The 24,914-nt window shown below is 38.3% G+C and carries 22 protein-coding genes; 18 read left to right on the forward strand and 4 right to left on the reverse strand.

Annotated features, from left to right (window positions below; genetic code table 11):
- Nucleotides 1–14 precede the first annotated feature (14 nt).
- The 5 genes from H5087_RS18350 (at nt 15) to H5087_RS18370 (ending at nt 5,883) form a co-directional block, all read left to right on the forward strand.
- Entirely contained in the window at nt 15–218 is a 204-nt protein-coding gene (locus H5087_RS18350; protein ID WP_310736473.1) for a multidrug transporter, read from the forward strand.
- A 292-nt stretch (nt 219–510) separates the two neighbouring features.
- Nucleotides 511–2,100, forward strand: coding sequence for a peptide chain release factor 3 (gene prfC / locus H5087_RS18355; protein WP_002958776.1), 1,590 nt, complete (start codon nt 511–513; stop codon nt 2,098–2,100).
- Between the two features lie 60 nt (nt 2,101–2,160).
- Complete coding sequence (gene argS / locus H5087_RS18360; protein ID WP_002958775.1) at nt 2,161–3,903, forward strand: arginine--tRNA ligase; 1,743 nt, start codon at nt 2,161–2,163, stop codon at nt 3,901–3,903.
- Between the two features lie 552 nt (nt 3,904–4,455).
- Nucleotides 4,456–5,094 carry a pyridoxamine 5'-phosphate oxidase gene (gene pdxH, locus H5087_RS18365; protein ID WP_182672971.1) on the forward strand — a complete coding sequence of 213 codons (639 nt, stop codon included), beginning with the start codon at nt 4,456–4,458 and terminating at the stop codon, nt 5,092–5,094.
- A gap of 21 nt (nt 5,095–5,115) precedes the next feature.
- Nucleotides 5,116–5,883 carry a TatD family hydrolase gene (locus H5087_RS18370; protein ID WP_182672972.1) on the forward strand — a complete coding sequence of 256 codons (768 nt, stop codon included), beginning with the start codon at nt 5,116–5,118 and terminating at the stop codon, nt 5,881–5,883.
- Here H5087_RS18370 and H5087_RS18375 read toward each other — a convergent pair.
- Nucleotides 5,850–6,470 (reverse strand): AhpA/YtjB family protein, encoded by a 621-nt coding sequence (locus tag H5087_RS18375; protein ID WP_182672973.1) that lies wholly within the window; start codon nt 6,468–6,470, stop codon nt 5,850–5,852. The two genes, H5087_RS18370 and H5087_RS18375, sit on opposite strands and share 34 nt — an antisense overlap.
- 152 nt (nt 6,471–6,622) lie before the next feature.
- Between H5087_RS18375 and serB the strand changes: the two genes are divergently transcribed.
- A complete protein-coding gene (serB, locus tag H5087_RS18380; RefSeq protein ID WP_182672974.1) occupies nt 6,623–7,651 on the forward strand; it encodes a phosphoserine phosphatase SerB in 1,029 nt (342 codons plus the stop codon).
- Nucleotides 7,652–7,671: 20 nt separating this feature from the next.
- Here serB and H5087_RS18385 read toward each other — a convergent pair whose 3' ends face one another.
- Nucleotides 7,672–10,149: a PilZ domain-containing protein gene (locus H5087_RS18385; protein WP_182672975.1), complete on the reverse strand. Its 2,478-nt coding sequence runs from the start codon at nt 10,147–10,149 to the stop codon at nt 7,672–7,674.
- A gap of 363 nt (nt 10,150–10,512) precedes the next feature.
- Here H5087_RS18385 and radA point away from each other — a divergent pair, with 363 nt between their 5' ends.
- Together radA and H5087_RS18395 are read left to right on the forward strand one after the other, a co-directional pair.
- The gene (radA, locus tag H5087_RS18390; protein WP_182672976.1) at nt 10,513–11,898 is read left to right on the forward strand and encodes a DNA repair protein RadA; all 1,386 of its coding nucleotides are present in this window, start codon (nt 10,513–10,515) and stop codon (nt 11,896–11,898) included.
- 75 nt (nt 11,899–11,973) lie between these two features.
- Complete coding sequence (locus H5087_RS18395; RefSeq protein WP_182672977.1) at nt 11,974–12,906, forward strand: hypothetical protein; 933 nt, start codon at nt 11,974–11,976, stop codon at nt 12,904–12,906.
- Between the two features lie 53 nt (nt 12,907–12,959).
- Here the strand turns inward: H5087_RS18395 and argE are convergent, their stop codons facing one another.
- Nucleotides 12,960–14,108: an acetylornithine deacetylase gene (gene argE / locus H5087_RS18400; RefSeq protein WP_039484904.1), complete on the reverse strand. Its 1,149-nt coding sequence runs from the start codon at nt 14,106–14,108 to the stop codon at nt 12,960–12,962.
- 224 nt (nt 14,109–14,332) lie between these two features.
- Here argE and argC point away from each other — a divergent pair, with 224 nt between their 5' ends.
- The 9 genes from argC (at nt 14,333) to H5087_RS18445 (ending at nt 23,264) form a co-directional block, all read left to right on the forward strand.
- Nucleotides 14,333–15,343 (forward strand): N-acetyl-gamma-glutamyl-phosphate reductase, encoded by a 1,011-nt coding sequence (argC, locus tag H5087_RS18405; RefSeq protein WP_024596072.1) that lies wholly within the window; start codon nt 14,333–14,335, stop codon nt 15,341–15,343.
- A complete protein-coding gene (argB, locus tag H5087_RS18410; RefSeq protein WP_002958765.1) occupies nt 15,344–16,111 on the forward strand; it encodes an acetylglutamate kinase in 768 nt (255 codons plus the stop codon).
- Between the two features lie 7 nt (nt 16,112–16,118).
- Nucleotides 16,119–17,051: an ornithine carbamoyltransferase gene (locus H5087_RS18415; RefSeq protein ID WP_002958764.1), complete on the forward strand. Its 933-nt coding sequence runs from the start codon at nt 16,119–16,121 to the stop codon at nt 17,049–17,051.
- A complete protein-coding gene (locus H5087_RS18420) occupies nt 17,048–18,250 on the forward strand; it encodes an argininosuccinate synthase (RefSeq protein ID WP_007377844.1) in 1,203 nt (400 codons plus the stop codon). The genes H5087_RS18415 and H5087_RS18420 overlap by 4 nt, the downstream gene beginning before the upstream one ends.
- A 51-nt stretch (nt 18,251–18,301) precedes the next feature.
- Nucleotides 18,302–20,167, forward strand: coding sequence for an argininosuccinate lyase (argH, locus tag H5087_RS18425; protein ID WP_182672978.1), 1,866 nt, complete (start codon nt 18,302–18,304; stop codon nt 20,165–20,167).
- Between the two features lie 260 nt (nt 20,168–20,427).
- Nucleotides 20,428–20,628 carry a hypothetical protein gene (locus H5087_RS18430; RefSeq protein ID WP_024596070.1) on the forward strand — a complete coding sequence of 67 codons (201 nt, stop codon included), beginning with the start codon at nt 20,428–20,430 and terminating at the stop codon, nt 20,626–20,628.
- A gap of 16 nt (nt 20,629–20,644) precedes the next feature.
- A complete protein-coding gene (locus H5087_RS18435) occupies nt 20,645–21,178 on the forward strand; it encodes a hypothetical protein (RefSeq protein WP_024596069.1) in 534 nt (177 codons plus the stop codon).
- A gap of 961 nt (nt 21,179–22,139) precedes the next feature.
- Nucleotides 22,140–22,655, forward strand: a complete 516-nt coding sequence (locus H5087_RS18440; RefSeq protein ID WP_182672979.1) for a hypothetical protein — start codon at nt 22,140–22,142, stop codon at nt 22,653–22,655.
- Nucleotides 22,656–22,757: 102 nt separating this feature from the next.
- Entirely contained in the window at nt 22,758–23,264 is a 507-nt protein-coding gene (locus tag H5087_RS18445; protein WP_002958759.1) for a hypothetical protein, read from the forward strand.
- A 35-nt stretch (nt 23,265–23,299) separates the two neighbouring features.
- On the opposite strand, the gene coaD is transcribed toward H5087_RS18445, so the two are convergent.
- Nucleotides 23,300–23,791, reverse strand: a complete 492-nt coding sequence (coaD, locus tag H5087_RS18450) for a pantetheine-phosphate adenylyltransferase (protein ID WP_024595945.1) — start codon at nt 23,789–23,791, stop codon at nt 23,300–23,302.
- Nucleotides 23,792–23,989: 198 nt separating this feature from the next.
- Between coaD and H5087_RS18455 the strand changes: the two genes are divergently transcribed.
- Nucleotides 23,990–24,655, forward strand: coding sequence for a TetR/AcrR family transcriptional regulator (locus H5087_RS18455; protein ID WP_165744837.1), 666 nt, complete (start codon nt 23,990–23,992; stop codon nt 24,653–24,655).
- The last annotated feature ends 259 nt before the right edge of the window (nt 24,656–24,914 follow it).

Consider the following 24,914-nt stretch of genomic DNA (forward strand, 5'->3'; position numbering starts at 1 on the left):
ATGCATTGCCAGGCGTGACATTAAAAGGACACGTTGACAGTCTAAGTCCAGCAAGTGGTGTAAGTTACTCCACTATTGATGCGCATAATGCAACAGGCAACTTTACTAAAATAGCGCAGCGCCTACCGGTAAAGATTAGTTTAGATGCTAAGCAGCTTTTACTTAGTCAACTACGTGTTGGAATGTCGGTTGTACCTACTATTGATGTTGTTAAGTAACTACTCATTTTTATTTAAACGATCTACGAGCAAATTGTAGGTCGTTTAAATATCGCTTGCTGTACACATTTATTTAAAAGCTAAGATATTTTTAAGTAGATAGCACACTTTTATACCGACTCCTGTTACAATTGCCATTATTAAAAAATCAACTATTGACGCTTTATTATCAGCTGTTTGCAACGTGAAAATCAGCGAGAATAGTAGTTAATTACGATCAACATAACGGGTTTACTCGCAGACGCTTATTAAAATGCATTCAACCCCGCATATAAACTAAAAGAATTTATCAATGGCAGACCAGACTATTATCAATGAAATCAGCAAGCGAAGGACCTTTGCTATCATCTCTCACCCGGATGCTGGTAAAACAACGATTACCGAAAAAGTATTGTTATTCGGACAAGCTATTCAAAGAGCTGGTACTGTAAAAGGTCGCGGCTCTAACCAGCATGCTAAATCTGACTGGATGGAAATGGAAAAAGAGCGTGGTATATCAGTTACTACGTCTGTAATGCAATTTCCATATAACGACGCACTTGTTAATTTACTTGATACGCCAGGACACGAAGATTTCTCTGAAGATACGTACCGTACATTAACAGCAGTAGATTCGTGCTTAATGGTTATTGATGCGGCTAAAGGTGTAGAAGACCGTACCCGTAAGCTAATGGAAGTTACACGCCTGCGTACCACACCTATTGTTACATTTATGAACAAATGTGACCGTGATATTCGCGACCCAATGGAAGTGCTGGACGAAGTTGAAACAGAGCTAAATATTGCCTGTGCACCCATTACTTGGCCAATTGGTTGTGGTAAAGAGTTCAAAGGTGTTTATCACATTCATAATGATGAAGCTGTTTTATATAAAACGGGCCAAGGTCATAAAATTCAAGATGTTCGCACAATTAAAGGCCTTGATAATCCAGAGTTAGATATAGCCATTGGTGAAGACTTAGCTGCGCAGTTACGTGATGAGCTTGAGCTTGTTATTGGTGCATCAAACGAATTTGATTTAGATCTGTTTTTAGCCGGTGAGCTTTCGCCAGTTTATTACGGTACCGCACTTGGTAACTTTGGTGTTGATCACGTGTTAGATGGTTTAACTAAGTGGGCGCCAACGCCATTACCACGTGAAACCGAAGACAGACTAATTGTTGCAACTGAAGAAAACTTTACCGGGTTTGTATTTAAAATTCAGGCCAACATGGACCCTAAACACCGTGACCGTATTGCATTTATGCGTATTGTATCGGGTAAGTACAGCCAAGGCATGAAAATGAATCACGTGCGAATTGGCAAGCAAGTGAGCATTTCTGATGCGGTAACCTTTATGGCGGGCGATCGTGAACGTGCCGCAGATGCTTTCGCTGGCGACATTATTGGCTTGCATAACCACGGTACAATTCAAATTGGTGATACGTTCACGCAAGGCGAAAAACTTAAATTTAGTGGTATTCCTAACTTCGCCCCTGAACTATTTCGTCGTATTCGCCTTCGCGATCCGCTTAAGCAAAAGCAATTGCTAAAAGGTTTAGTACAGCTTTCTGAAGAAGGGGCTGTACAGGTATTTAGACCACTTATTAATAACGACTTAATAGTAGGCGCGGTAGGCGTACTTCAGTTTGATGTGGTTGTAGCGCGTTTAAAAGCAGAATATAACGTTGATGCTATTTATGAAGGCGTAAACGTGAATACGGCACGCTGGGTAAGCAGTGATGACGTTAAAAAGTTTGAAGAATTTAAACGTAAATGCGAAAGCAATTTAGCTCTCGATGGCGGTGATAACTTAACTTACATTGCACCGAGCCGTGTAAACCTTAACTTATCGGTAGAGCGTTACCCAGAAGTAACGTTTAGCCATACACGCGAAAACTAGAGCTCATTTACAAGAATTAAAAGAAAACCTGCTTTGGCGGGTTTATAAAGGTAAAAAAATATGAATATTCGTACTATTTTAATTGAAAAAGCCATTGCAGCTATGGTCGGTGCAGGCTTACCTGAAGACACAAACCCGGCAGTAACGCAAAGCACGCGTCCACAATTTGGTGATTACCAAATTAATGCAGCCATGGGCGCAGCTAAAAAAATGAAAAGCAACCCGCGTGAGCTTGCACAAAAAATTATTGATAACCTTGATGTAAGCGATATTGCACAAAAGACTGAAATTGCGGGTCCTGGTTTTATTAATATCCATTTAAAGCCTGAGTTTTTAGCGCAAAGCGTTAAAGCGGCTAACAATGATGCAAAACTAGCTGTAAACGAGCACGCTAAGCCACAAAAAGTTGTTGTTGATTATTCATCACCAAACCTAGCTAAAGAAATGCACGTAGGTCATTTACGTTCAACTATTATTGGTGACTCAATTGTACGTGCGCTTGAATTTAGAGGCGATACGGTTGTGCGCCAAAATCATATGGGTGATTGGGGTACGCAATTTGGTATGTTAATCGCGCATTTAGAAGATCAAATTAGTCAAGGCGTTGACTTAGATACTGTTGCGCTTGCTGATTTAGAAACTTTTTACCGCGATGCTAAAAAACGCTTTGACGACGAAGAAGGCTTTGCAGATAAAGCACGTGACTACGTTGTTAAATTACAAGGCGGCGATGCGCACTGTGAAAAACTTTGGAAACTATTTATAGCCACCTCAGTTAAACACTCTGAAGAAGTATACAAGCGTTTAAATGTAACGCTTACCCAAGCCGATATTATGGCTGAAAGCGCATACAATGCAGAGCTTAACGATATTATTAGCTTACTTAAAGATAAAAACATTGCCGTAGAGTCGCAAGGCGCGCAAGTGGTGTTTTTAGATGAGCTAGCTAATAAAGATGGCGAGCCATCAGCGTTTATCGTACAAAAATCTGGCGGTGGTTTTTTATATGCAACAACAGACTTAGCGGCATGTGACTACCGTTCAAATAAATTAGGTGCTGATCGCATCTTAATTTTTGTAGATGCACGTCAAAATCTACACTTTAACCAAGTAGAGCTAACAGCGCGTAAAGCTGGTTTATTAAGAGACGAAACAAGCTACGAGTTTTGCCCGTTTGGCACCATGATGGGCGCCGATAATAAACCATTTAAAACACGTACTGGTGGCACAGTAAAACTTGCTGATTTATTAGAAGAGTCAATTAACCGCGCAGCAGCAAAATTAGCTGAACGTGAGTCTGATTTAAGTGATAGCGATCGCAGCGAAATTGCCCGTAAAGTAGGTATTGGCGCAGTTAAATATGCCGACCTTTCTAAGCACCGTACCAGTGATTACATTTTTAACTGGGACAGCATGCTAAGTTTTGAAGGCGCAACAGCTCCTTACTTACAATATGCTTATACACGCGTACGCAGTATTTTCCGTAAGTCAGGCGTTGATGCTGCTACATTAAATTCAGACGTTGCAATTGTTGAGCCTCAAGAAAAAGCACTTGCACTTAAGCTACTACAGCTCGAAGAAGTACTTGATTTAATGATCAGCGAAGCAACACCGCACGTACTATGTGGTTACTTATACGAGCTTGCAAGCTTATACATGACATTTTACGAAGCCTGCCCAGTACTTAAAGAAGGCGTAGAGCCAAGCGTGCGCGATAGCCGTTTAGTATTGTGTAATTTGGTTTCAAGAACATTAGAAACGGGATTAGATTTGCTAGGTATTGAAGTTATGGAGCAAATGTAATCACCGTCGTATTTTAACCTAATACTGCGTTATCCAATCCGACTTACCCTAATCACATACAAACCGTATGCTCATAGGGATAAGTTGGGTTGGATGCCTTGTCTTAGGCTAAACTACTTAGGTGAACCGTCTGCTGCGTGTAATTCGCTTTGACTGCGTTGTCGTGCTTTTTTAGTCTAAGTCACATACTAAATGTATGCTCCTTGGCATAAAGAACCACTCCGTCTTGTCAGCACTTCTACACTTGCAGATATCTGAATTGTGTAATTCGCTTTAGCTGCGTTGGTAAAACTATTTAGCCTAAGTCACATACAAACCGTATGCTCCTTGGCATAAATAGCTTTACCGCCTTGCTAGCACTTCTACACTTGCAGATGTAATGTTTTACATTGTAGGTTGGGTTGAGAGAAACGAAACCCAACGATACATCTGAGACTCTATACTTATTGCTATTGATATACCTGAATCTTAATATTTGTTACTACTCAACATCTATTGTTTTAAGCTCGCTACTCTAAGCTCTTTTCTAAGTCTTTATTTAAAGGATTTGTTATGAAACTCGAAGATATCCGCCGTGAATACCTGCAAGACGCGTTAAGCGAAGATAACTTGCAAGATGACCCATTCAAGCAGTTTGAAACATGGCTTGAGCATGCTGTAGCAAGCCAATTACCCGATCCAACAGCGATGGTTGTAGCAACTGTTGATGAAACCGGTCAGCCTTCACAGCGTATAGTGCTTTTAAAGCATCTGGATCATAACGGCTTTGTATTTTTTACCAATACAGGTTCGCGTAAAGCGCAGGAGCTTAAAGGCAATAACAAAATTTCCTTGCACTTTCCGTGGCATCACATGGAACGCCAAGTTATTGTTTATGGCGAGGCTAAACCATTACCAACTTCTGCTGTGGCAAAGTACTTTTTATCTCGTCCTAAAGAAAGCCAATTAGCAGCGTGGGCATCAGCGCAAAGTCGTCCGGTGTCATCACGTAAAGTACTCATGGAAACCTTTGCTAATATGAAAAACAAGTTTGCTAAAGGTGAAATTCCATTACCTGATTTTTGGGGCGGTTATTGTGTAGTGCCCACTAAAATTGAGTTTTGGCAAGGTGGGGCGTATCGTTTACATGACCGTTTTATGTATCAGCGCCAAGCAGATAACAGCTGGCAAATTACACGCTTAAACCCTTAATAAATCGATGAGTAAGTAACCGTGCAATTTATTGACTCTCATTGCCACCTCGATTTTAGTGAGTTTGATTCAAGTCGTGAATCGCTCATAGGCGAGTGCGTCGCAAAGGGAGTTAATCAGTTTGTTGTACCGGGTATTACGCTTGCTCAATCGCATACTCTTATAGAGCTCAAAGCAACCTATCCAAGTATAAAAATAGCGGCAGGGCTACATCCTTACTTCTTAGATCAACATAAAGAATCGCACATAGAAGCGTTATTCGAGTTTGCAACTACAAATAAGCATCAGTTAGTGGCCATTGGTGAGTGTGGGCTTGATAGAAGCATTGAAAACCTCTCTAAACAAACTTATTTATTTGAACAGCAAATAAAGCTTTCTAACGAGCTAAGCTTACCGCTCATTGTACATCACAGGCAAAGCCATGATTTAATTGCGCAAGCGTTTAAACGTTGTAAGCCAAAAAATGGGGGAGTGATTCATGCATTTTCAGGTTCAATCCAACAAGCGAAGTATTATATCAAACAGGGCTTTAAGCTTGGCGTAGGCGGTGTTATTACCTATGAACGTGCAGCTAAAACCCGTGCTGTTATTGCCGCTATTGAGCCCGAACACTTAGTGCTTGAAACGGATTCACCTTCAATGCCGTTAAGTGGCTACCAAGGGGAGGTTAACACGCCATTGCATATACCTGATGTGTTTGACGCACTATGTGATTTAAAGCCACACAGCGAAAAAGAGACGTTTGCAAAGCAGCTTTATGATTCTTGTTCAGATGTTTTTTGCATATAACGATTTACCTGCCAGCGCTTTAATCCACGGCCTAACTGCCACGTAAAAATACAAGCAATCACTAGCATTAGTAAAACCTGCCTGCCTAAGTCATGAAAATGATTATGGCTATCGGATATTGCAGCGCGAGTTAAATAAGTAATAGATACAAAACCTATAGGGCGGTCATCATCGCTTATAACAGGTTCCATAAAAGGTGTTTTTAACTTACTTATTCCGGGGGTAGAATCAGAAAGTTGACCATAAACATGGTGCGACTGCCAATTGTCGCTACTGGCTAATAAAATACCCTGTTGATCGTAAATAGTGGCCGAAAGTACGAACTCATCATTACTTATATCGTTACAAATTGCATTGAGCTGGGGTTTATTTTTTTCGATTAAAGGTGTTTTAACATTTAAAGCCATAAACTGAGTGAGGCTTTTTGCGGTGCTGTCGGCGCTATCGTAAAGTAACTGGTGACTCTGAAAACTACTATTAACACCCACCCAGCTTAGTAATACAAAACAGCCAGCCGCAAGAATTAAGCGAACGAGTCGCTTTCTTTGGGATGCGCTTATAGGGTTTTTAATATGGTTATTTTTCATAGTCACCGTTTATGCTACTGACAGCATTTTGATTTGATGTTACAACTACACTAACTATAACCTTAAACCCCACCTGATGGCGAATTTAGTGTTGAGAATAGCAGTTTTGAGATGCCAACTATCAGGAAAATAAAAATAAACACGGAGATCCCATGTCGCAAATCAACATGGCACAGCAAGCTGCTGAGCAACCATTACAACACTTAACTCTAAATAAATGGTTTAGCTATAGTGGTGGTGTATCTACACCTCTCGATTATATTCCAAACAAAGCATTAGGGTTATTTAGCATCGCATTTGCAGGTGATTTTGCAGAAAAACACATTGCCAGTATTGTTGACTTTTTAGCGACACATAACCAAAACGTCACCGCTATATGCAAATACCAACCTGATTTAGGGCTTGCACCAGCACTGTGTTTTTACGCGCAAAATGCAGATAAAACTATAAACCCGTTAGTACTACAAGAATTTTCAAACACGCTTGATTGTCAATTAGTGCAAGTTGCTACGCCGCCTAATTTATATGAGCCAGGTTTATTGGTTATGGATATGGACTCAACTGCAATAACTATTGAGTGCATAGACGAAATAGCACGCCTTGCGAACGTATACGATGAAGTTGCCTCTGTAACTGCACTTGCAATGGCGGGTAAACTTGATTTTAGTGAGAGTTTATATCAGCGTGTAGCTAAGCTTGAAGGTATTGAAAAAAGCTTAATTGAAGAACTGAAAAGTACATTACCATTGATGCCTGGTATTAAAATACTGTGCCAAATTTTAAAGCAACATAACTGGTATTTGGCGATTGCCTCAGGTGGTTTTGTGCCTTTTGCAGAGCGTGTACAAGAGCTGATTAATTTAGATGAAGTGCACGCTAATGTGCTCGAATTTAAAGACGACAAGCTAACAGGTAAAGTACTGGGTACGATTGTCGATGCGCAGCAAAAAGCGGTCGTTTTAGAGGTACTTCAGCAAAAGCTAGGGCTTAAAAAAGCACAAACTGTAGCTATTGGGGATGGCGCAAACGATTTAGTAATGATGGCTAAAGCTGGCCTAGGTGTTGCCGTCCATGGTAAGCCTAAAGTGGTTGAGCAAGCACAAGCGGCTATTTGTGAAGGGTCATTATTGCAATTGTTGTATATGTTGGCTATTCCGTTAGAAAAACAACCAACACTTTAAAATAAATTAAGTTAAACCGCTTAACGTAAGCGGTTTAACCAAATTAGCTTACGGCGGCTCATTTGTGCAACTTGCTCTTTTTTAAGTTCTAAATGGCTTAGCGCTTCTTCAGTTATATCTACTACATCACCCACACCAGCTACGGCCCATAAGGCTTCTTCTAAATCTTTAGCTTTGTGCATTGCGTACTGACTTACGTATTTTAGCTCATTAGAAAGGTAATCAGTATCGGGGCGACCTGTGCGCGATATATACAAACGCATTACGAATATAAGTTGCGATGTAATACCTTTACTAATTTGTTTATAAAAGCTTGAGTAGTCTTCACCTAAAGCGCATTGGCTAACAATAGCCTCTTCAATACTGCCTTTTCGAGGGTCGAAGTTAATAGCAAGTGTAAAAGCAAGTGGTGCATCTTGGCGGCTGCGATCTTTGATATTTGGTGTTATTACATTAATAATTTGCTCTTCAGTCAGAATGCTCGAAAAGTCAGTTTTGTTACTTAATAAACCAAAGTTTTGCAAAATTACGTGCATAGGGCTGGCGTATAACCCATATCCAATTGCACCCGTTTTAAAGTGTGCGGCTTTTTTGTGTAAATATAGCGGAAATTGGCAAACGCTTTTTGTTACCATATTTCTAAGTGCGGTAGATAAGCCTTCTACTTTAGGTGCTTCTTCAGATACTTTAAGTTTGTCTTTATTACCTTCTATTAGCTGAGTGAAAAAGGTCACGCCAGCATGGGGTAAATCAGCAATACGATTTGCTTTTAGGTTAATAGTAGTAAATGACTTACTGATGGCCATTACTTCGTACTTTAGTTCACTAAGCTTATGCTTTTTAGTTATTTTTTGAAGTTCAGGGAATGCTAAAAGTACTATATCGCCTTTTTTAAATGTGGCAGTTTGTTCGCACTCTAACTGTAAACCCATTACCGAAAAGTCACGTGTATAGCCGTTAAATACCTCATCATTAATAGTAACACTAACTGGTGTTTTATAAAGATAGCGCTTATGCGAGCGTAAATTTACGTATTCAAGTGGCACAATATCTAAGTGGGGTGGTGTTTTGTGTTTTGCGTGGCCAAAGTGCTTAAGTTGATTTACTAATGCTTTATCAAAAGTAAGTTGTTTATAATTTGCTTGTTCAGTTTTATTGCCAATATTTGTAAGTACAACAATATACTTAACATCCTTTATAAGGCCTTTTACACGAGGTGAAGGTGGCTTATTTAATTTTTCTATGTTTTCACCGGCACTATTAGGTAGTGAAAGCGGTATAAAAGAATCATCTGGATGACTTGGCATTATTTGTATTTTAAAGCACTGCCAGCTCTCTTTTTGGCTACCAAAACCTAAAAATAGATCACGTAATTTAGGGTTGTTATTTAACTCTGTACGCGTCGCTGAGTAGTAATAAATTTTACCTGATGATATATGTGTAAATGTATAGAGGTAATCCTCTTTTACTGCGGTAATTTGAGTTAGTAATTGTGTAATACGCTGATGATTAAGTATATTGTACAAACACGGTATTTTTCTTTCATCGGTAAAGTAGCGCTGAATAAAAATATTATTTTCAGTGGTAAGGCTAAGGCTTGGGTAATATTGCTCATCTTTTTTACTTAAAAATACATATAAAGACGTTACGCGAGGAATGTAGTACTGCTCATACCCCTTTGATACTACAGCATCGAGCGTATTATCTAGATTTACTTTATAACGACGCTTATTACCATGAATAAAACTTTCTAAAAAGTCATTAAAGGCATCGTTGTTTTCTATATAAGTGCGCTTTAAGCGGATGTGATTAAATTCACGAGAGATATTTTCTACTGCAACAACTTCGTATTGAATACCGTTTTTTAGGCCAAGTTCAAAGTCTTGCTCAAGGCCTACTAAGCGCATTGCGATGAGCTCACCTTTTTTTATAGAGTAGCGCGTTGCAAGCTTAACTTTACAACCGCTTAAAGATATATCTGAGGTGCTAGCAGCAATGTTCTTTTTATCTTTGTAATCAATCGTTACTTTTATTGAGTAATTCATCCGTTCTTCACGGCGGCTCTCGTAAGAGGCAAACTTAATTACTTCAGTGTTTAAGTTATTTTCTAACTCTTGTAACTCTGATTTTTCGGCTGCTTGTTTTTGTAATACGCGGTGGTTATTTTCTGTATTCATTACGGCTTCGTAAACAGCTAAGGTGTATTCACCATGTTGTTTAAGCGCTTTTTCAAACACTTCAATGGCTGTGTCATCCATAAAGTGTTGCTTGCCGTTATGCTCATATGGTTTTACTTGGCCTGTCACTAATCCACGAAGATCAACAAAACGTGCCACTGGCTGAGATAAACGCGACATTTCCATTTTCATTAAAAATTGCTCAGGTTTAGTTAACCCTGCGGTTTTTGATTTGAAAATTAGATCAAATTTAGCGTTGCCTAAATATGTTTTTAACTCATTCACGAGGTCTTCGTGTTTGAGCATTATGTCATCAGCCATTTATAAAACCATCACCGTCTAATTGAAAAAGTAGGTATACTGTTAAGTCCATTTATTAGAAGTTCAATAAACGTTAAATCGCGCTATGTTATTAATATAGGTACGATTATTTGAGTTACTACTGTTTAGCTCTTGTTATGTATGTGTTATTTGCCATTTTATTGGCAAGTTACTTTAAACTATTACAAAGCAAAAAGTATGCCCTAAATTATAGCTAAAAAGAAACACCATGTGTATTTATTGATTGTGACGCTAGATTTTTAAGCAGGCAAGAGTTTGTTGCTAAGTAAATGCCTGAAATGGCAAAATAAGCGCTTCATAGTAAGAATTTTTTTAATTAAAGAATAGTAGGTAAAGTTATCAATGGCTAAAGCGGCAAAAGTAGAATTTGTTTGTACCGAATGTGGCATGAACTATCAACGTTGGCAGGGTCAATGTCGCTGCGGTGCGTGGAACACATTAGCGGAATTTAAGCCTTCAGCAGGGCACAGTAAAAAAGCATCAATACGAGCGAACGTTGGTGGTTATGCTGGTGGTGTTGGTGGTGGCTCTAAAAAAATCAATGATATTGCTACATCAGAGGCTGAAAAGCAGCTAACTGAAATCGGCGAGCTTGATCGCGTACTAAGCGGCGGGGTGACTACTGGCTCTGTTAATATAATTTCGGGCGATCCGGGGGCGGGTAAGACAACTTTGCTATCTGACTTAGTGGCGAGAATGTCACAACGGATGCCGTCACTTTACTGTACGGCAGAAGAATCTTTATCGCAGTTTAAAAACAGGGTAAATCGTTTAAAGTTAAACTATAACCCGGAAGAGCTTTATTTACTTTCAGAAACGAGCGTTGAAACCATCATCGAAGAGCTCGAGAAAAATAAAATTAAGTTTGCTGTTATTGACTCTATTCAAGCTGTTGTAACCGATACGGCAAATGGTAGCCCAGGTTCGCCTTCGCAAGTAAAAAGCGCCGCCCAAGCATTAACTCAGTACTGTAAGCAAAATGATGTAACTATGTTCATTATTGCTCACGTAAATAAAAATAACGAAATAGCAGGCCCTCAAACACTTGTACATATTGTTGATGCGCTTTTACACATAGATACCAACGATGGGCAAATACGAACCCTTAGGGCAAATAAAAACCGCTTTGGTGATATTGATACTGTTGGCATTTTTAAAATGTGTGAACGTGGGATGTTAAGCGTTGATAATCCAAGTGAAATATTTTTATCGGGTTCAACCACCGACTCACCTGGCTCTACTATTACCTGTATTCGTAAAGGGAATCGTAATTTATTGCTTGAGATTCAATGTTTAACTACCGAAACAGAAGCTGAATTTCCGCAGCGTGTTTGTGTTGGTTTAAATATGAATCGTATAAAAATGCTGACCGGTATATTACGTAAGCATACTAAAACTAAAATATTTCACGATACGTTTTTTAATATTGTGGGTGGTTTAAGAATTGATGAGACAGAAACCTGCATCGATTTAGCATTAGTAACCGCGTTACTTAGCAGTTTAAACGAATTTGTTGTACCTCGTACCACGTGTATTATGGGAGAACTTAGCTTAAACGGCGATGTACGCCCAATAGACAGTGGTGTACCGCGTGTTAAAGAGGCTGCACAACATGGTTTTACAGAAATATATATTCCATTTCGCAATTACCATAAATCGATGGAAGGGCTAGGCGCTAAAATTACCCCTGTAAAAACCGTACATGAGTTACTTAGTTTGATTAATTAACACTTATCGGTGATGTTCTTCAGTGTTACTCTTAAGTTGAGACACTTTATAGAAAGAATTAAATAAGGAAATGACATGAAAAAATTAGTTATAGTTGCAGCTCTTGTGGCCGCAGGCGTGGGTGGTGTTAGTTACGCAAACTACGTAGCAACTCAAGAAGTGCGTGCAGAAGTAGATAAGCAACTTGCTTTAGTAAGCGAGCAAACTGGCGCTACATTTAAATACGCTGGTTTATCGGCAAGTGTTATTTCAAAGAGTGTAGAAATAACAAACATGGAAGTAATAAGCCCTGAAGGTGACAATGTTGCTAATATTCAAAGCATTGAAATAACTGGCTACGAGCCGGATAAAATATCACCACATACATCATTTGATGTAAAAAGCTTTCAGTTTGATAAAAGCTTCGTATCAAAATTACCAGCTGATACAAACGAAATGTTAGCGTCGGCAAGTTACGATTTACATTCATCACTTGATTACGATGAAGAGTCTGGCAATAGTGATGTAGTAGTTAAGCTTGATGCAAAAGACATTGTTAGTTTTAATATGGATATGGGTTTAGCTAATTCAAAAGCGTTAATGGATGCTTCATTAGCTATTAGCAAGGCGCAGCAAGAAGCGGGTGATCAACCGCTGACGTATGAACAAGAATTACAGCAGCAAACACTTGTTATGCAAGCAATGAGTAAATTAGAGCCGCGTAATGTTAGCTTTGCCTTAAATAACCAAGGTAAATTAAAAGATTTACTATCAAGCGAGCTTGAAAAGCAAGGTATGACGCTTGAGCAAATGGAAATGACGCTAGAGCAACAGTTACAACAAGCTCCTGTAACTGAAGATATTGCAGAGGCTTTAACCAGCTTTGCGAAAGGTTTAAATTCATTCAGTATGTCTGCAAAGCTACCTGAAGGTAAAACTATGATGGAAATTAACCAACAAGTTATGATGCTAGTAGGGCAACCTGAAGAACTAGTTAAGTTTATTAACTTAGAAGTTAAAGGTAATTAGGCCTTAGTTCTGTATTAATAAAGGCGCCAATTGGCGCCTTTATTGTAATCTTATTAGTTAAAGCAATTTGCTTTTATAAGATCAGTGATTATTTGTTGTGATGGTTTTATTTTTTCCATCGCTAAAAATTCATCAGGCTGGTGTGCTTGGTTAATTGAGCCTGGGCCCATTACAATCGTTTCACAACCGAGTTGCTGGATAAACGGCGCTTCAGTGCAGTAATTTACCGCGACCGCTTTTTGCCCCGCTATTTTTTCAGCCATTTTTACTAAAGCACTGTCGGTGCTCCCACTAAATGCCGGTATTGGTTCATGTAAATCAATAACGCTCACCGCATTTGGGTATTGCTGATTTATCTCTTTCGTTGCATCGAGTACTAATGCTTGTAGTTCTTGTACACTTAAACCTGGTAATGGGCGCATATCTATATGCATTTCACAGCAACCACAAATTCTATTCGCGTTATCGCCGCCATGAATATTACCTAAGTTTAATGTTGGATAAGGGATTTCGAAGTGGTTTATTGAATACTTATGCTTTAATTGTTCTTTTAAGATCATCAATTTTGTAATCACTTTATGCATTACTTCAATGGCGTTAAGACCACGTTCGGGATCGGAGCTATGCCCAGAGCGACCAACTACTCTTATTGCTGTACTCATATGGCCTTTGTGCATAAATACTGGCGTCATATCAGTAGGTTCGCCTATTATACAACGCGCAGGTTTTAAATTCGGGTGCTTACATATTTGTTGTGCACCAGCCATCGTTGTTTCTTCGTCGGCGGTGGCAAGGATTAAAATAGGCTGAGTTTGCTGCTTTTCATCAAGTTCACTAATCGCTTGTAATACAAAAGCAAAAAAGCCTTTCATATCAATACTTCCTAGCCCATACAATTTGTTATCGAGTTCGGTAAGTTTAAATGGATTATGATTCCAACGACTGTCATCAAAAGGCACTGTGTCGGTATGACCAGCTAGCATTAATCCGCCATCACCTTCTCCGCGTTTTGCTAATAAATTATAGCGCCCTTTACCTCCTTCTAATTCTATAATTTCACACGTAAAACCGATTGTTTCGCACCAACTGGCTAGGAGTTCGATTACGTTTTTATTGCTCATACACAGGTTGTCTTCAATAGCACTAATAGAAGGGGCTGCAATCAATTGTTGGTACATGGAAATAAACGAAGGCAAAGGCATAAAAAAATCCAAAATTATTATTCAATTTAATTGCATAACAATATAAAAGTATTTATGATGAATATCAATTCACTTTTTAAGCATAAATATATTAAAAGTAACGCCATGAAAATAATGCGACGATAATCAAAATTCATTAATAAAAAAGACTTAATTAGCGTCTAAGCTAGTTTAAGCGAACATTATAGATAAGTAGTAATTAATTTTAAGATAACGAGTAACAAATGAATGTAGTGATTATTGGCGCAAGCGGATACAGCGGCGCAGAGTTAGCAAGTTTAGTTGCTAAGCATCCAAACTTAACTTTAACAGGCTGTTATGTATCAGAGGGTAGCTTAGATAAAAATAAATTGCTAAGTGATTTATACCCGGAGCACCTTGGCTTACTAGACTGCCCTTTACTTCCTCTTAGCGTATCAGCTTTTGATGACATTCAAAGTGATGCTGATTACGTATGCTTATGTACCGATCACAAAGTAAGTGTTGATCTAGCGCCGCAATTTTTAGCTATGGGTAAAAAGGTATTTGATTTATCTGGTGGCTATCGTTTAGCAAGCAATGACGACTACGTTACTTACTATGGTTTTGAGCATCAACATCCAGAGCTTTTAAATGAAGCGGCTTACGGTCTAGCTGAGTGGAACCATGATGCTATCGCTAATGCAAAGCTAATTGCTGTTGCAGGTTGTTACCCAACAGCAGCGCTTAATGCGCTAAAACCGCTTAAGCAAGCAGGCTTATTGAGCAGCGAAAGTATTATTATTAATGCGGTTTCGGGCGTTACAGGCGCAGGGCGTAAAGCCAGTGTAGGAACGCATTTTTGTGAAGTGTCGCTTGCACCTTATGGTTTGTTTAACCATCGCCACGGCCCTGAAATTGAACAACACCTTGGCCACAAAGTGTTGTTTACACCGCACTTAGGTAATTTTCCGCGCGGTATTTTAGAAACTATTTATGTACAGCTTAAGCCAGGCGTTACCAAGGAAAACGTTGCATCGGCTTATCAAGTACTTTCGAGCGAGCCATTAATTCGTTTATTAGGCGATAAAGTACCTTCAATTAAAGGTGTAGCTAAGCAGCCATTTGTTGATATTGGCTGGCAGCAACAAGGAACGCAGTTAATTGTGATGTCTGCTATTGATAACTTATTAAAAGGCGCTGCTGGACAAGCTTTGCAGTGTATTAATATTTCTATGAATTTAGATCATACCACTGGATTAAAAGGAGCGTTTTAAATGAGTAAAAAAACGTGGGTAATTAAACTAGGTGGTGCAGTACTTAATACAGAAAATGCAGCAAAAGCGTTGTTTGATGTATTAAATGAGCAAACAAATGATGAATTTGTCATTGTACATGGCGGTGGCGCTTTAGTTGATACATGGTTAAAACAAGCGGGTTTTGCCAGTGCTAAACACCAAGGATTACGTATTAGCCCAGCAGAGCAAATGCCTTATATAGTCGGAGCACTCGCAGGTTGCGCTAATAAACAATTAATGACTCAAGCTATTAGTGCTGGGCACAAGCCTGTTGGCTTAAGTCTTTTTGAGGCAGGTGTTACTGCCACTCAAAAGCTAAAAGCGCTTTGCTTAGTGGGTAAATGTAAAAGCAACGACGATTCTATTGTTAATGATTTACTCAAAATCGGTCGCCTACCCATTGTTAGCTCTATAGGCTTTGATGAGCAAGGGCTTTGGTACAACGTAAATGCAGATGAAGCAGCAGCGGCTATTGCTAGTAACTTAAATGCTGAGCTTATTTTTATGACGGATGTTGAAGCAGTGCTTGACGAAAATAAACAGCCGTTACATCAACTTGACACAAAACACATTGATACTTTAATTACAAATGGAGTAATTGTGGGCGGGATGGAGGTCAAAGTTAAGACCAGCCTTCACGCTGCCCAACATTTACGACGCGGTGTGTATATTTCCAGCTGGCAAAAGCCAGAAAATTTAACTGCTCTGCTGCAAGGCGAGCATGTCGGAACAAAGATTACACCATAGGTTTATTATGTTTGAGAATTTTTTAACGGGTTTAGAGTTAGACCAAGAAGGCGCACTTAATTTATTAAAGTTAGCGCAAGATATAAAAGCAAAACCAGAAAAATACAGCAATGTATTAGCGGGAAAATCAATCGTAACATTGTTTGAAAAACAAAGTTTACGTACTCGCTTATCGTTTGATATAGGTATTAACCGCCTTGGTGGCCATGCAGTTTATTTAGATCAGCAAAATGGCGCTATGGGTGCACGTGAATCAATTAAAGATTTCGCACTTAATATTTCTACTTGGGCCGATGGTATTGTTGCGCGCGTAAATCAGCACAGCACATTAACTACATTAGGTGAATACGCATCAGTACCGGTAGTAAATAGTTTGTGTGATTTATACCACCCATGCCAAGCTCTTGCTGATTTTTTAACGCTTCAAGAAGTTCACGGCGATGTGAGCGAGCTTAAAGTGGCTTACTTAGGTGAGGGCAACAATGTAACTCATTCATTAATGCTTTTAGCGGCAACGCTTGGCACTGATTTTGTTGCTGTAACGCCAAAAGGCAGCTCGCCTGATTCGCAAATTCTTAAAAAGGCAGAGCAAATAGCGGCAATGAATGGCGCATCAGTGATGGTAAGTGACCGTGTTGAAGCGGCTGTTGGTGCAAACGTTGTATATGCAGATACATGGGTATCAATGGGTGATACAACACCACTTGAGCAAGTTAAAGAAAAATATATGCCTTATCAATTAAATCAGGCATTGCTAGATCAAACAGGTGCAACTACGGTATTACATTGCCAACCGGCACACCGTGAATTTGAAATTACCTCTGAGGTAATGGATGGTCCAGCATCGAAAATTATTCAACAAGCAGAGAATCGCATGCACGCGCAAAATGCTTTGCTAGTTACATTACTAAATCCAAATTTTGTTAAGGAACACCTATGAGTTCAATTAAAAAAGTCGTTTTAGCCTATTCAGGTGGTCTTGATACATCGGCTATCGTGCCATGGTTAAAAGAAAACTACGGTTGTGAAGTTGTTGCGTTTGTAGCGGATGTAGGTCAAGGCGCAGAAGAACTTGAAGGCGTAGAAGCTAAAGCAATCGCTTCAGGTGCTTCAGAATGTTACGTAGTTGATTTAAAAGATGAAATGGTAAGTGATTACATTTATCCAACACTTAAAACGGGCTCGATTTACGAAGGTACTTATTTACTAGGTACGTCTATGGCGCGTCCTATTATTGCTAAAGCACAAGTTGAAATTGCACGTAAAGTAGGTGCTGATGCACTTTCTCATGGTTGTACTGGTAAAGGTAATGACCAAGTTCGTTTTGAATCATGTTTTGCAGCCCTTGCTCCAGATTTAAAAGTAATTGCGCCATGGCGTGAGTGGGACTTATCGAGTCGTGAATCATTACTTGATTACTTAGCAGAGCGTGACATTCCGTGTTCAGCATCTGCTACAAAAATTTATAGCCGTGATGCTAACGCTTGGCATATTTCGCACGAAGGCGGTGAGCTTGAAGATCCATGGTGCCAACCAACTGAGCAAGTATGGACTTGGACTAACTCTCCAGAGCAAGCACCAGATAAATCAGAACTAGTAACATTAAAAGTTGTTGAAGGCGAAGTGGTTGCTGTAAATGGCGAAGAACTTAAACCATATGACTGTTTAGTTAAATTAAACGATATTGCATCACCTCATGGCGTTGGACGTGTTGATATTGTAGAAAACCGTTTAGTTGGCATGAAGTCACGCGGTTGTTATGAAACACCAGGTGGCACAGTAATTATGGCTGCGCTTCAAGCCATTGACGAGCTAGTGCTTGATAAAGCAAGCCGTAAGTGGAAAGAAGTACTAGGTGGTGAGTTTTCACATTTAGTATACGACGGCCGTTGGTTTACACCACTTAAAGATTCTATTTTAGCTGGTGCAGAAGCACTTTCTAAAGTGGCAACAGGTGAAGTGGTACTTAAGCTATATAAAGGTCAAGTAACTGCGGTTCAAAAGCAATCACCAAATAGCTTATACAGCGAAGCATTTGCTACATTTGGCGAAGATGATGTATATGACCAGTCACACGCTGAAGGCTTTATTCGTTTATTCTCGCTTTCAAGCAGAATTTCAGCATTGGCTAAAAAGTAAATTATTTATAGCCCCTTATAAAAGGGGCACTACAGGGTTTGGAGAGATTTCATGGCATTATGGGGCGGACGTTTTTCTACGGGTCCAGATGAGGCGTTTAAGCAATTTAACGACTCTCTTCCCTTTGACTACCAGTTAGCAGAGCAAGATATTATTGGCTCTGTGGCATGGGCTGGTGCACTTGAACAGGTAAATGTACTTTCAAGTGATGAGCATACAAAATTAGTTGCTGCATTAAATGAGCTACTTGAAGAAGTTAAAGCTGATCCACAATCAGTTGCTACTTCAGGTGCAGAAGACATTCATTCACATGTTGAAGCAGCTCTAATTGAAAAAGTAGGTGATTTAGCTAAAAAATTACATACAGGCCGAAGCCGTAATGACCAAGTTGCCACCGATTTTAGACTATGGTGCCGTGATACAGCCGATCATTTACTAGATGCCATTGCACAGCTAAAGGGCGAGTTTGTAGCGCTTGCAGAGCGAGAGCTTGGCACAATATTACCAGGTTACACGCATTTACAGCGCGCACAACCAGTATTGTTTAGCCACTGGTGTATGGCGTATGTAGAAATGCTAGAACGCGATGAAAGCCGCCTGCAAGATGCTAAAGCACGCATGAATTTTTGCCCATTAGGCAGTGGTGCATTAGCAGGTACAGCTTATCCGATTGATCGCCAAGCATTAGCCCAAGGATTAGGTTTTACAGCGGCTACAAAAAATAGCCTTGATGGCGTATCTGATCGTGACTTCGTGTTAGATCTTTTAAGTTGTGCGTCTATTTCGATGATTCACTTATCTCGTATGTCTGAAGATCTGATTTTTTATAATTCGGGTGAAGCCGGATTTATAGAGCTTGCTGATAACGTTACTTCAGGCTCATCGCTCATGCCTCAGAAAAAAAATCCTGATGCACTTGAGCTTATTCGCGGTAAAACCGGACGTGTATTTGGTGCATTTAGCGCTATGATGATGACATTAAAAGCGTTGCCACTTGCATACAATAAAGATATGCAAGAAGACAAAGAAGGCCTGTTTGACGCTATGCCAACATGGCTTGCATGTATTCATATGGCGCAAGCGTGTATTAAAGGCGTAAAAGTAAATGGTGATAAAACGTTAGCAGCGGCAAAAGGCGGCCACGCTAATGCCACCGAACTTGCTGATTACTTAGTTGCTAAAGGTGTGCCATTTAGAGAAGGGCATCACATTGTGGGTGTACTTGTACAGCTTGCGATTAGCGAAGGTAAAACGCTTGAGGAGCTATCACTTGAGCAGTACAAATCAGTAAACACTGTATTTGAAGATGATGTTTACCCAGTACTTGAAATTGATGCGTGTATAAAAGCGCGTCAAGCGCTTGGTGGGACGTCTATTGAGCAAGTAACTAATGCTGTTAAAGAAGCCAAAAAAAAACAGCAAATAACGGTACGTGATGCAAATTTAGATGATGTAGAGGCAATTGCAACACTTATACAGCATTGGGCAACGGTAGGCGAAAACCTACCTCGTGCAAAAAGCGATATGGTGCACTCTATTAACGAGTTTGCAGTTACTGAAATAAATGGAAAAGTGTCAGGTTGTGCATCGTTATACATTTACGATACCGGCCTTGCTGAAATACGCTCATTGGGTATAGACCCAAAAAGTAAAGTGACGGGGCAGGGTAGACAGCTTGTAGAGCACCTACTTACTAAAGCCAAAAAATTGGCACTTAACCGAGTTATTGTATTGACCCGTGTCCCCGATTTTTTTGAACAGCAACGTTTTACTTTTTGTAGCAAAGACTCTTTGCCTGAAAAAGTAATGAAAGATTGTGAACTTTGCCTTCGTAAAGAAAATTGTGACGAAGTAGCAATGGAATATATTTTGAAGCTAAGTACACGTGCGGAGATCCCGTGTAAATACGTAGCTTAAACTCCCTGGATACAAAAAACGTACGGTTATCCCTGTGCGTTTTTTTATATTTGCAGTAAACTGGTCGGAGTTGTTTGGTTTGATTATATTTTTTTGAGTGAGTTTTAATGCGTCAAAAAAAGTTGGCACATTGGTTGCTAAGTATAAGATAGATAGCAAAATAGCTATCACTGCTTAAAACAGGTAATGCATTTATCTACATAATAATGTGGTTAAAAGTTGCACCGAATATAATTAAAACTTTTACAAGGATCAATCACATGCAAGTTTCAGCTAATAGCCAATTACAAATGCAAGCATACAACAAAACACAACAATTAAAGCCTGCAATGGAACAAACTGCTAGCCCTAAAACCCTGCAATCTGATACAGTAAGCATCTCACAAGAAGCTATGGCTGCTGCGAGTACTGATTTACAGCGTGGTGGTGTGATACTTTATCCCCCAAATAAACCAAAATAATTAATGAAGGTAATGAATGTTTTTAACTGAGTTTTTTGGTTTCTTTTCGCTATCAGCTTTTGCCTCGTGGGGTTTTTTGATGGCATTTTTTTTTAATATTTTTGTTTTTTCATTAGATATAAAAAGAAATACAACCTTATTGCTCAGTTCTTTCATTATGATGTTTTCTTATTCTACATCAGACTATTTTTTCTCATGGTTATCAGTTGAAAGCTCACTTTATCTTGATTGGGCACTTTATGATTATGCTACGGTGGGTGCCTTATTATCAGTTTATTTACTATTAAAAAAAACAACTCCCTCATTTATGTATTTATTAATAGGCCTTATAGTTAATTCATTATTGAGTTTGTGTATGTACTTAGATATGTATGTTTACAATAACAGGGAACCTTGGTTCTTGTGGGATTTGTATACATTTTCAGTCAATATAATCGATCTTATAATGATTGTTATTTTGATTGTAGATAGAGACTTACTTGGTTTTCATAAATTAAAAAGCAAACTCCTTAATTACTTCAAGTCAAACGATACCCACAAAGTAACTTAGCTTAAATGTACGTTACTGAACCCCTAATGGTTTATGTACAAGCCTTCACTCAGTGGGGCTTTTTAATGGCCTTTCTGTATTGTTTGACCTCTACGATAAATAAAGAAAATAAGTCTCCTGTTTATTTATCTGCGCTTATGCTCTGCTCATATGTTTTTAGTGGTTATATAGACTTATTAGAAGGTTTATATTTAAACTCGATGCTCTACGATTTTGTTACTATTTTAGCTTTATTAATTTTAGAGTACTTTAAAGTACTTCACCGCTCTATGGCTTTTCACTTCATCATCTTTGCGTTAATAATAAATGCTGTGCTTACCTTAATATTACATTACGATCTATACGTCTTGTATAACTATGAGCCTTGGTGGTATTGGAGTGTTTATTCTGTTGGTGTAAATATGTTCGATGTTTTAATGATTCTGTCACTAGTATTCAACAAAAATCTCAAAAATAATGGATAATATTCTAGTTAATCCAGCAATTTCTTTTTACATAGGTGCATTTGTACAGTGGGGCTTTTTAATGGCTTTTTTGTACTCATTAGTTATAAGTATTAACAAACCTCGAAAAGAAGCTGTATGGTTATCATTTGTTATGTCAATTTCTTATTCCTCAAGCCTGTTTATAGATATACAACACATATCGTATCTTCAGCTCTTTTTGTTTGATATAACAACTATTTTCGCCATTATTATTTTAAGGTTGTTCATTATTGAAAATCTTATATCGATCTACTTGTTGTTAGGGTTGATTATAAACTCATCATTGTTTCTTGGTATGTATATAGATGTGTCAGTTTTTAAAAATTACGAACCTTGGTGGTTTTGGTTTTTTTATTCAATTGTTATTAATTTAGCCGACTTTATGATGCTAGCTATATTTTTTATAAACAAAGATTTTTTAGCTTTAGCTGCAATTAAAACATGGTTCCACAATAGTATTATGAAAAGGAATAATAGTGGTAGCTGACATACTTTGGGCACTGGTAGATTTAGGATATAACGTAGCAATACTATTTACATGGTTCTTCCTAATCGCATTTTTATATAACCTATCAGCGAGTATTAATAAAAATGATAAAAGTAGAGCGCATCTTTCATTTATAATGATGGTTTCATATATATCTAGTCTTTTTATGGATCCACTGATTGAAAATCCTCACCTAAATTACTTCTATTATGATCTTGCTACTATTAGCGCCCTGATACTTTGGCGATTTATATATAAAAAATTAGTACCAATTGCTTTTGACTATTTAATTGTAGGGCTTTTTATTAATGCATGCTTATTTTTAGGTATGCATTACGATATTGAAATTGCAGGTACTCTTTACTATTGGTGGTTTTGGACAGTTTATATTTTTGGAATGTATTTTGTCGACTTTACAATGGCATTGGTATTAATCATCAATAAGGATGTTTTAGGCTTAAACAAGCTTTTAAGGTGTGTTAGAAGGTTAAGTTTAGATCGCTGAGGCAGTAAAGCTCAACTTAAAAGAAGAGTGATTTTGTGCATTTTTTATGTTGCCGTTATATGTTAAGCGGTACAATAATGGTTTATATAGTGTTGGGGTGAGATGATTGAGCTACTTTTAAATACAAATATCTCTTTTTATATAGGTGCATTTGTACAGTGGGGCTTTTTGATGGCTTTTCTATATTCTTTAGTAAGCTCTATAAATAACGCAGATAAAAGCATTGTTTGGCTATCTTTCATCATGGCACTTTCTTACTCTTCTAGTATTTTTATTGATATGGACTCGATAACTTACTTCGATTTTTTCTTATTCGATAGTATTACTCTATTTGTTATTATTTTATCTGGTTTTTTTATAAAAATTAGCGGTGTATACATTTATTTATTATTTGGTTTAGGTATAAACACTTTATTATTTTTTGCAATGTATATAGATAATGATGTTATGCACCATTATGAATTTTGGTGGTTCTGGTGGGTGTACATAGTAGGTATAAATTTTACAGATTTGACCATGGTTTTAGTTTTCTTTATAGGTAAAGATGTTTTAAAACTTGCTTGGTTAGAAGGAAAGCTAAATAAAGTGTTTAATAAAAGGGCCTATTAGTAATGGATTTCAGTGCTAACAGGCCTTATTTATTATTAACTGGCACCACAGCCCAATTTAGTTTTTAGCGCTTTGACAATTACAGGGTCTACAAACTCGCTTACATCACCATTGTGACGTGCTACTTCTTTAACAAGCGTTGATGAAATAAATGAATTTCGCTCTGCGGGTGTTAAAAATACACTTTCTAAATCAGGATTCAGGCGGCGGTTCATGTTAGCTAATTGAAATTCATAGTCAAAATCAGATACCGCTCTAATACCACGAATAAGCACATTAGCATTGTGATCGCGCGCAAGGTCAGCCAATAAGCCAGAAAAACCAATGACCTTAACATTATCTAAGTGACTTAAAATAGAGTTTGCAAGTTCAACACGTTCTTCAAGGTTAAAACAGGGTTTTTTACTTGGGTTGTTCGCAACCGCAACTAATACAGTATCAAACATTTTAGCTGCACGTTGAATAAGATCTGTATGACCATTGGTTAGTGGATCAAAGGTGCCCGGGTAAATTGCAATAACTTTCATAATGTTCACTATTTATGATTTTAGCGCTAGTTTAACAGTGTTTATGCCACAAAGCAGCCTAGCTAATAAAGCATATAAACACTTACTTTCTTTGAACAGGTCAGTCCAAGGTTTGAGTGTTTTAATGATTCATATTTGTTTATACTGTTTACCTCTTTTGAGTGTAATGTAGCCTATAGATAATTTGAGTATTAGCATATGAATACCAAGGATAAAATAATACACACCAGTATTTTGTTGTTTAACGAAAATGGTGAGCGTGCAATAACGACAAATCATATTGCATCAAACTTAGGGATGAGCCCGGGTAATCTTTATTATCATTTTAAAAATAAAGAAGACATTATCCGTCATATTTTTGCGTTGTATCGCGATCATTTAAATACTCACTTTAAACCTATTAATAAAGATGATGATGCATTTAATCATTTAACGGCTTATTTAGATTCGTTATTTGAATTGATGTGGCGTTACCATTTTTTTTACGACAATCTTGGCGATATACTCGCCAGAGACACTGAGCTAAAACAAGCTTACATTGATTTTCAGTTAGAGTTATTAGAGCAAGTTCGTAAAATTATTCTAGGTCTTCGTGATAGTGAAATGATTGCTATTGATGAGCAAGATGTCATTGATTTAGCCCATACACTAAAGTTAACTGTTAGTTTTTGGACGCCTTATATTAAGGCTCGTAGGCCAAGCGGTACCCTTGCTGAGCAAGATATATATCATGGTATTTTAAAAGTACTTACATTATTTAGAGCGTACAGTACCGATAAAAGCATTGATAAAATGAACCTGCTACGCGAAAAATACACCGAGTTAGCACAACAAGCCTTAGGGGCTGTGACCCTTCAAGATTAAAATTTGTTCAATCTAGGGGCGATTAAATCGCGATGCGAGATTTGTAAGCCAGTAGGGTAACTGCTCCTGCGTTACCTTACTGACTAAATCTATGTAGGCAACAAAGAGTTAATTGCCCCAAGGCAGAACCCTTCGGGCTGAGGGATCCCCATTTTATCCAGCGGCCTCTTTTTCGTAATTCAAAATAAAGTTTTTTAAACTTTTTTCTATATAGCTTTGTGTAATACGTCTCTTACATAGCTTTATGACTTGCTTGGCT

The organism is Pseudoalteromonas sp. SR43-7 (genome assembly GCF_014163785.1).
Classification (GTDB): Bacteria; Pseudomonadota; Gammaproteobacteria; order Enterobacterales; family Alteromonadaceae; genus Pseudoalteromonas; species Pseudoalteromonas distincta.

Coding starts and splice junctions, on each gene's coding strand:
- prfC (WP_002958776.1), top strand. CDS start 511: ATGGCAGACCAGACTATTATCAATGAAATCAGCAAGCGAAGGACCTTT.
- argS (WP_002958775.1), top strand. CDS start 2,161: ATGAATATTCGTACTATTTTAATTGAAAAAGCCATTGCAGCTATGGTC.
- pdxH (WP_182672971.1), top strand. CDS start 4,456: ATGAAACTCGAAGATATCCGCCGTGAATACCTGCAAGACGCGTTAAGC.
- H5087_RS18375 (WP_182672973.1), bottom strand. CDS start 6,470: ATGAAAAATAACCATATTAAAAACCCTATAAGCGCATCCCAAAGAAAG.
- serB (WP_182672974.1), top strand. CDS start 6,623: ATGTCGCAAATCAACATGGCACAGCAAGCTGCTGAGCAACCATTACAA.
- H5087_RS18385 (WP_182672975.1), bottom strand. CDS start 10,149: ATGGCTGATGACATAATGCTCAAACACGAAGACCTCGTGAATGAGTTA.
- radA (WP_182672976.1), top strand. CDS start 10,513: ATGGCTAAAGCGGCAAAAGTAGAATTTGTTTGTACCGAATGTGGCATG.
- H5087_RS18395 (WP_182672977.1), top strand. CDS start 11,974: ATGAAAAAATTAGTTATAGTTGCAGCTCTTGTGGCCGCAGGCGTGGGT.
- argE (WP_039484904.1), bottom strand. CDS start 14,108: ATGCCTTTGCCTTCGTTTATTTCCATGTACCAACAATTGATTGCAGCC.
- argC (WP_024596072.1), top strand. CDS start 14,333: ATGAATGTAGTGATTATTGGCGCAAGCGGATACAGCGGCGCAGAGTTA.
- argB (WP_002958765.1), top strand. CDS start 15,344: ATGAGTAAAAAAACGTGGGTAATTAAACTAGGTGGTGCAGTACTTAAT.
- H5087_RS18415 (WP_002958764.1), top strand. CDS start 16,119: ATGTTTGAGAATTTTTTAACGGGTTTAGAGTTAGACCAAGAAGGCGCA.
- H5087_RS18420 (WP_007377844.1), top strand. CDS start 17,048: ATGAGTTCAATTAAAAAAGTCGTTTTAGCCTATTCAGGTGGTCTTGAT.
- argH (WP_182672978.1), top strand. CDS start 18,302: ATGGCATTATGGGGCGGACGTTTTTCTACGGGTCCAGATGAGGCGTTT.
- H5087_RS18430 (WP_024596070.1), top strand. CDS start 20,428: ATGCAAGTTTCAGCTAATAGCCAATTACAAATGCAAGCATACAACAAA.
- H5087_RS18435 (WP_024596069.1), top strand. CDS start 20,645: ATGTTTTTAACTGAGTTTTTTGGTTTCTTTTCGCTATCAGCTTTTGCC.
- H5087_RS18445 (WP_002958759.1), top strand. CDS start 22,758: ATGATTGAGCTACTTTTAAATACAAATATCTCTTTTTATATAGGTGCA.
- coaD (WP_024595945.1), bottom strand. CDS start 23,791: ATGAAAGTTATTGCAATTTACCCGGGCACCTTTGATCCACTAACCAAT.
- H5087_RS18455 (WP_165744837.1), top strand. CDS start 23,990: ATGAATACCAAGGATAAAATAATACACACCAGTATTTTGTTGTTTAAC.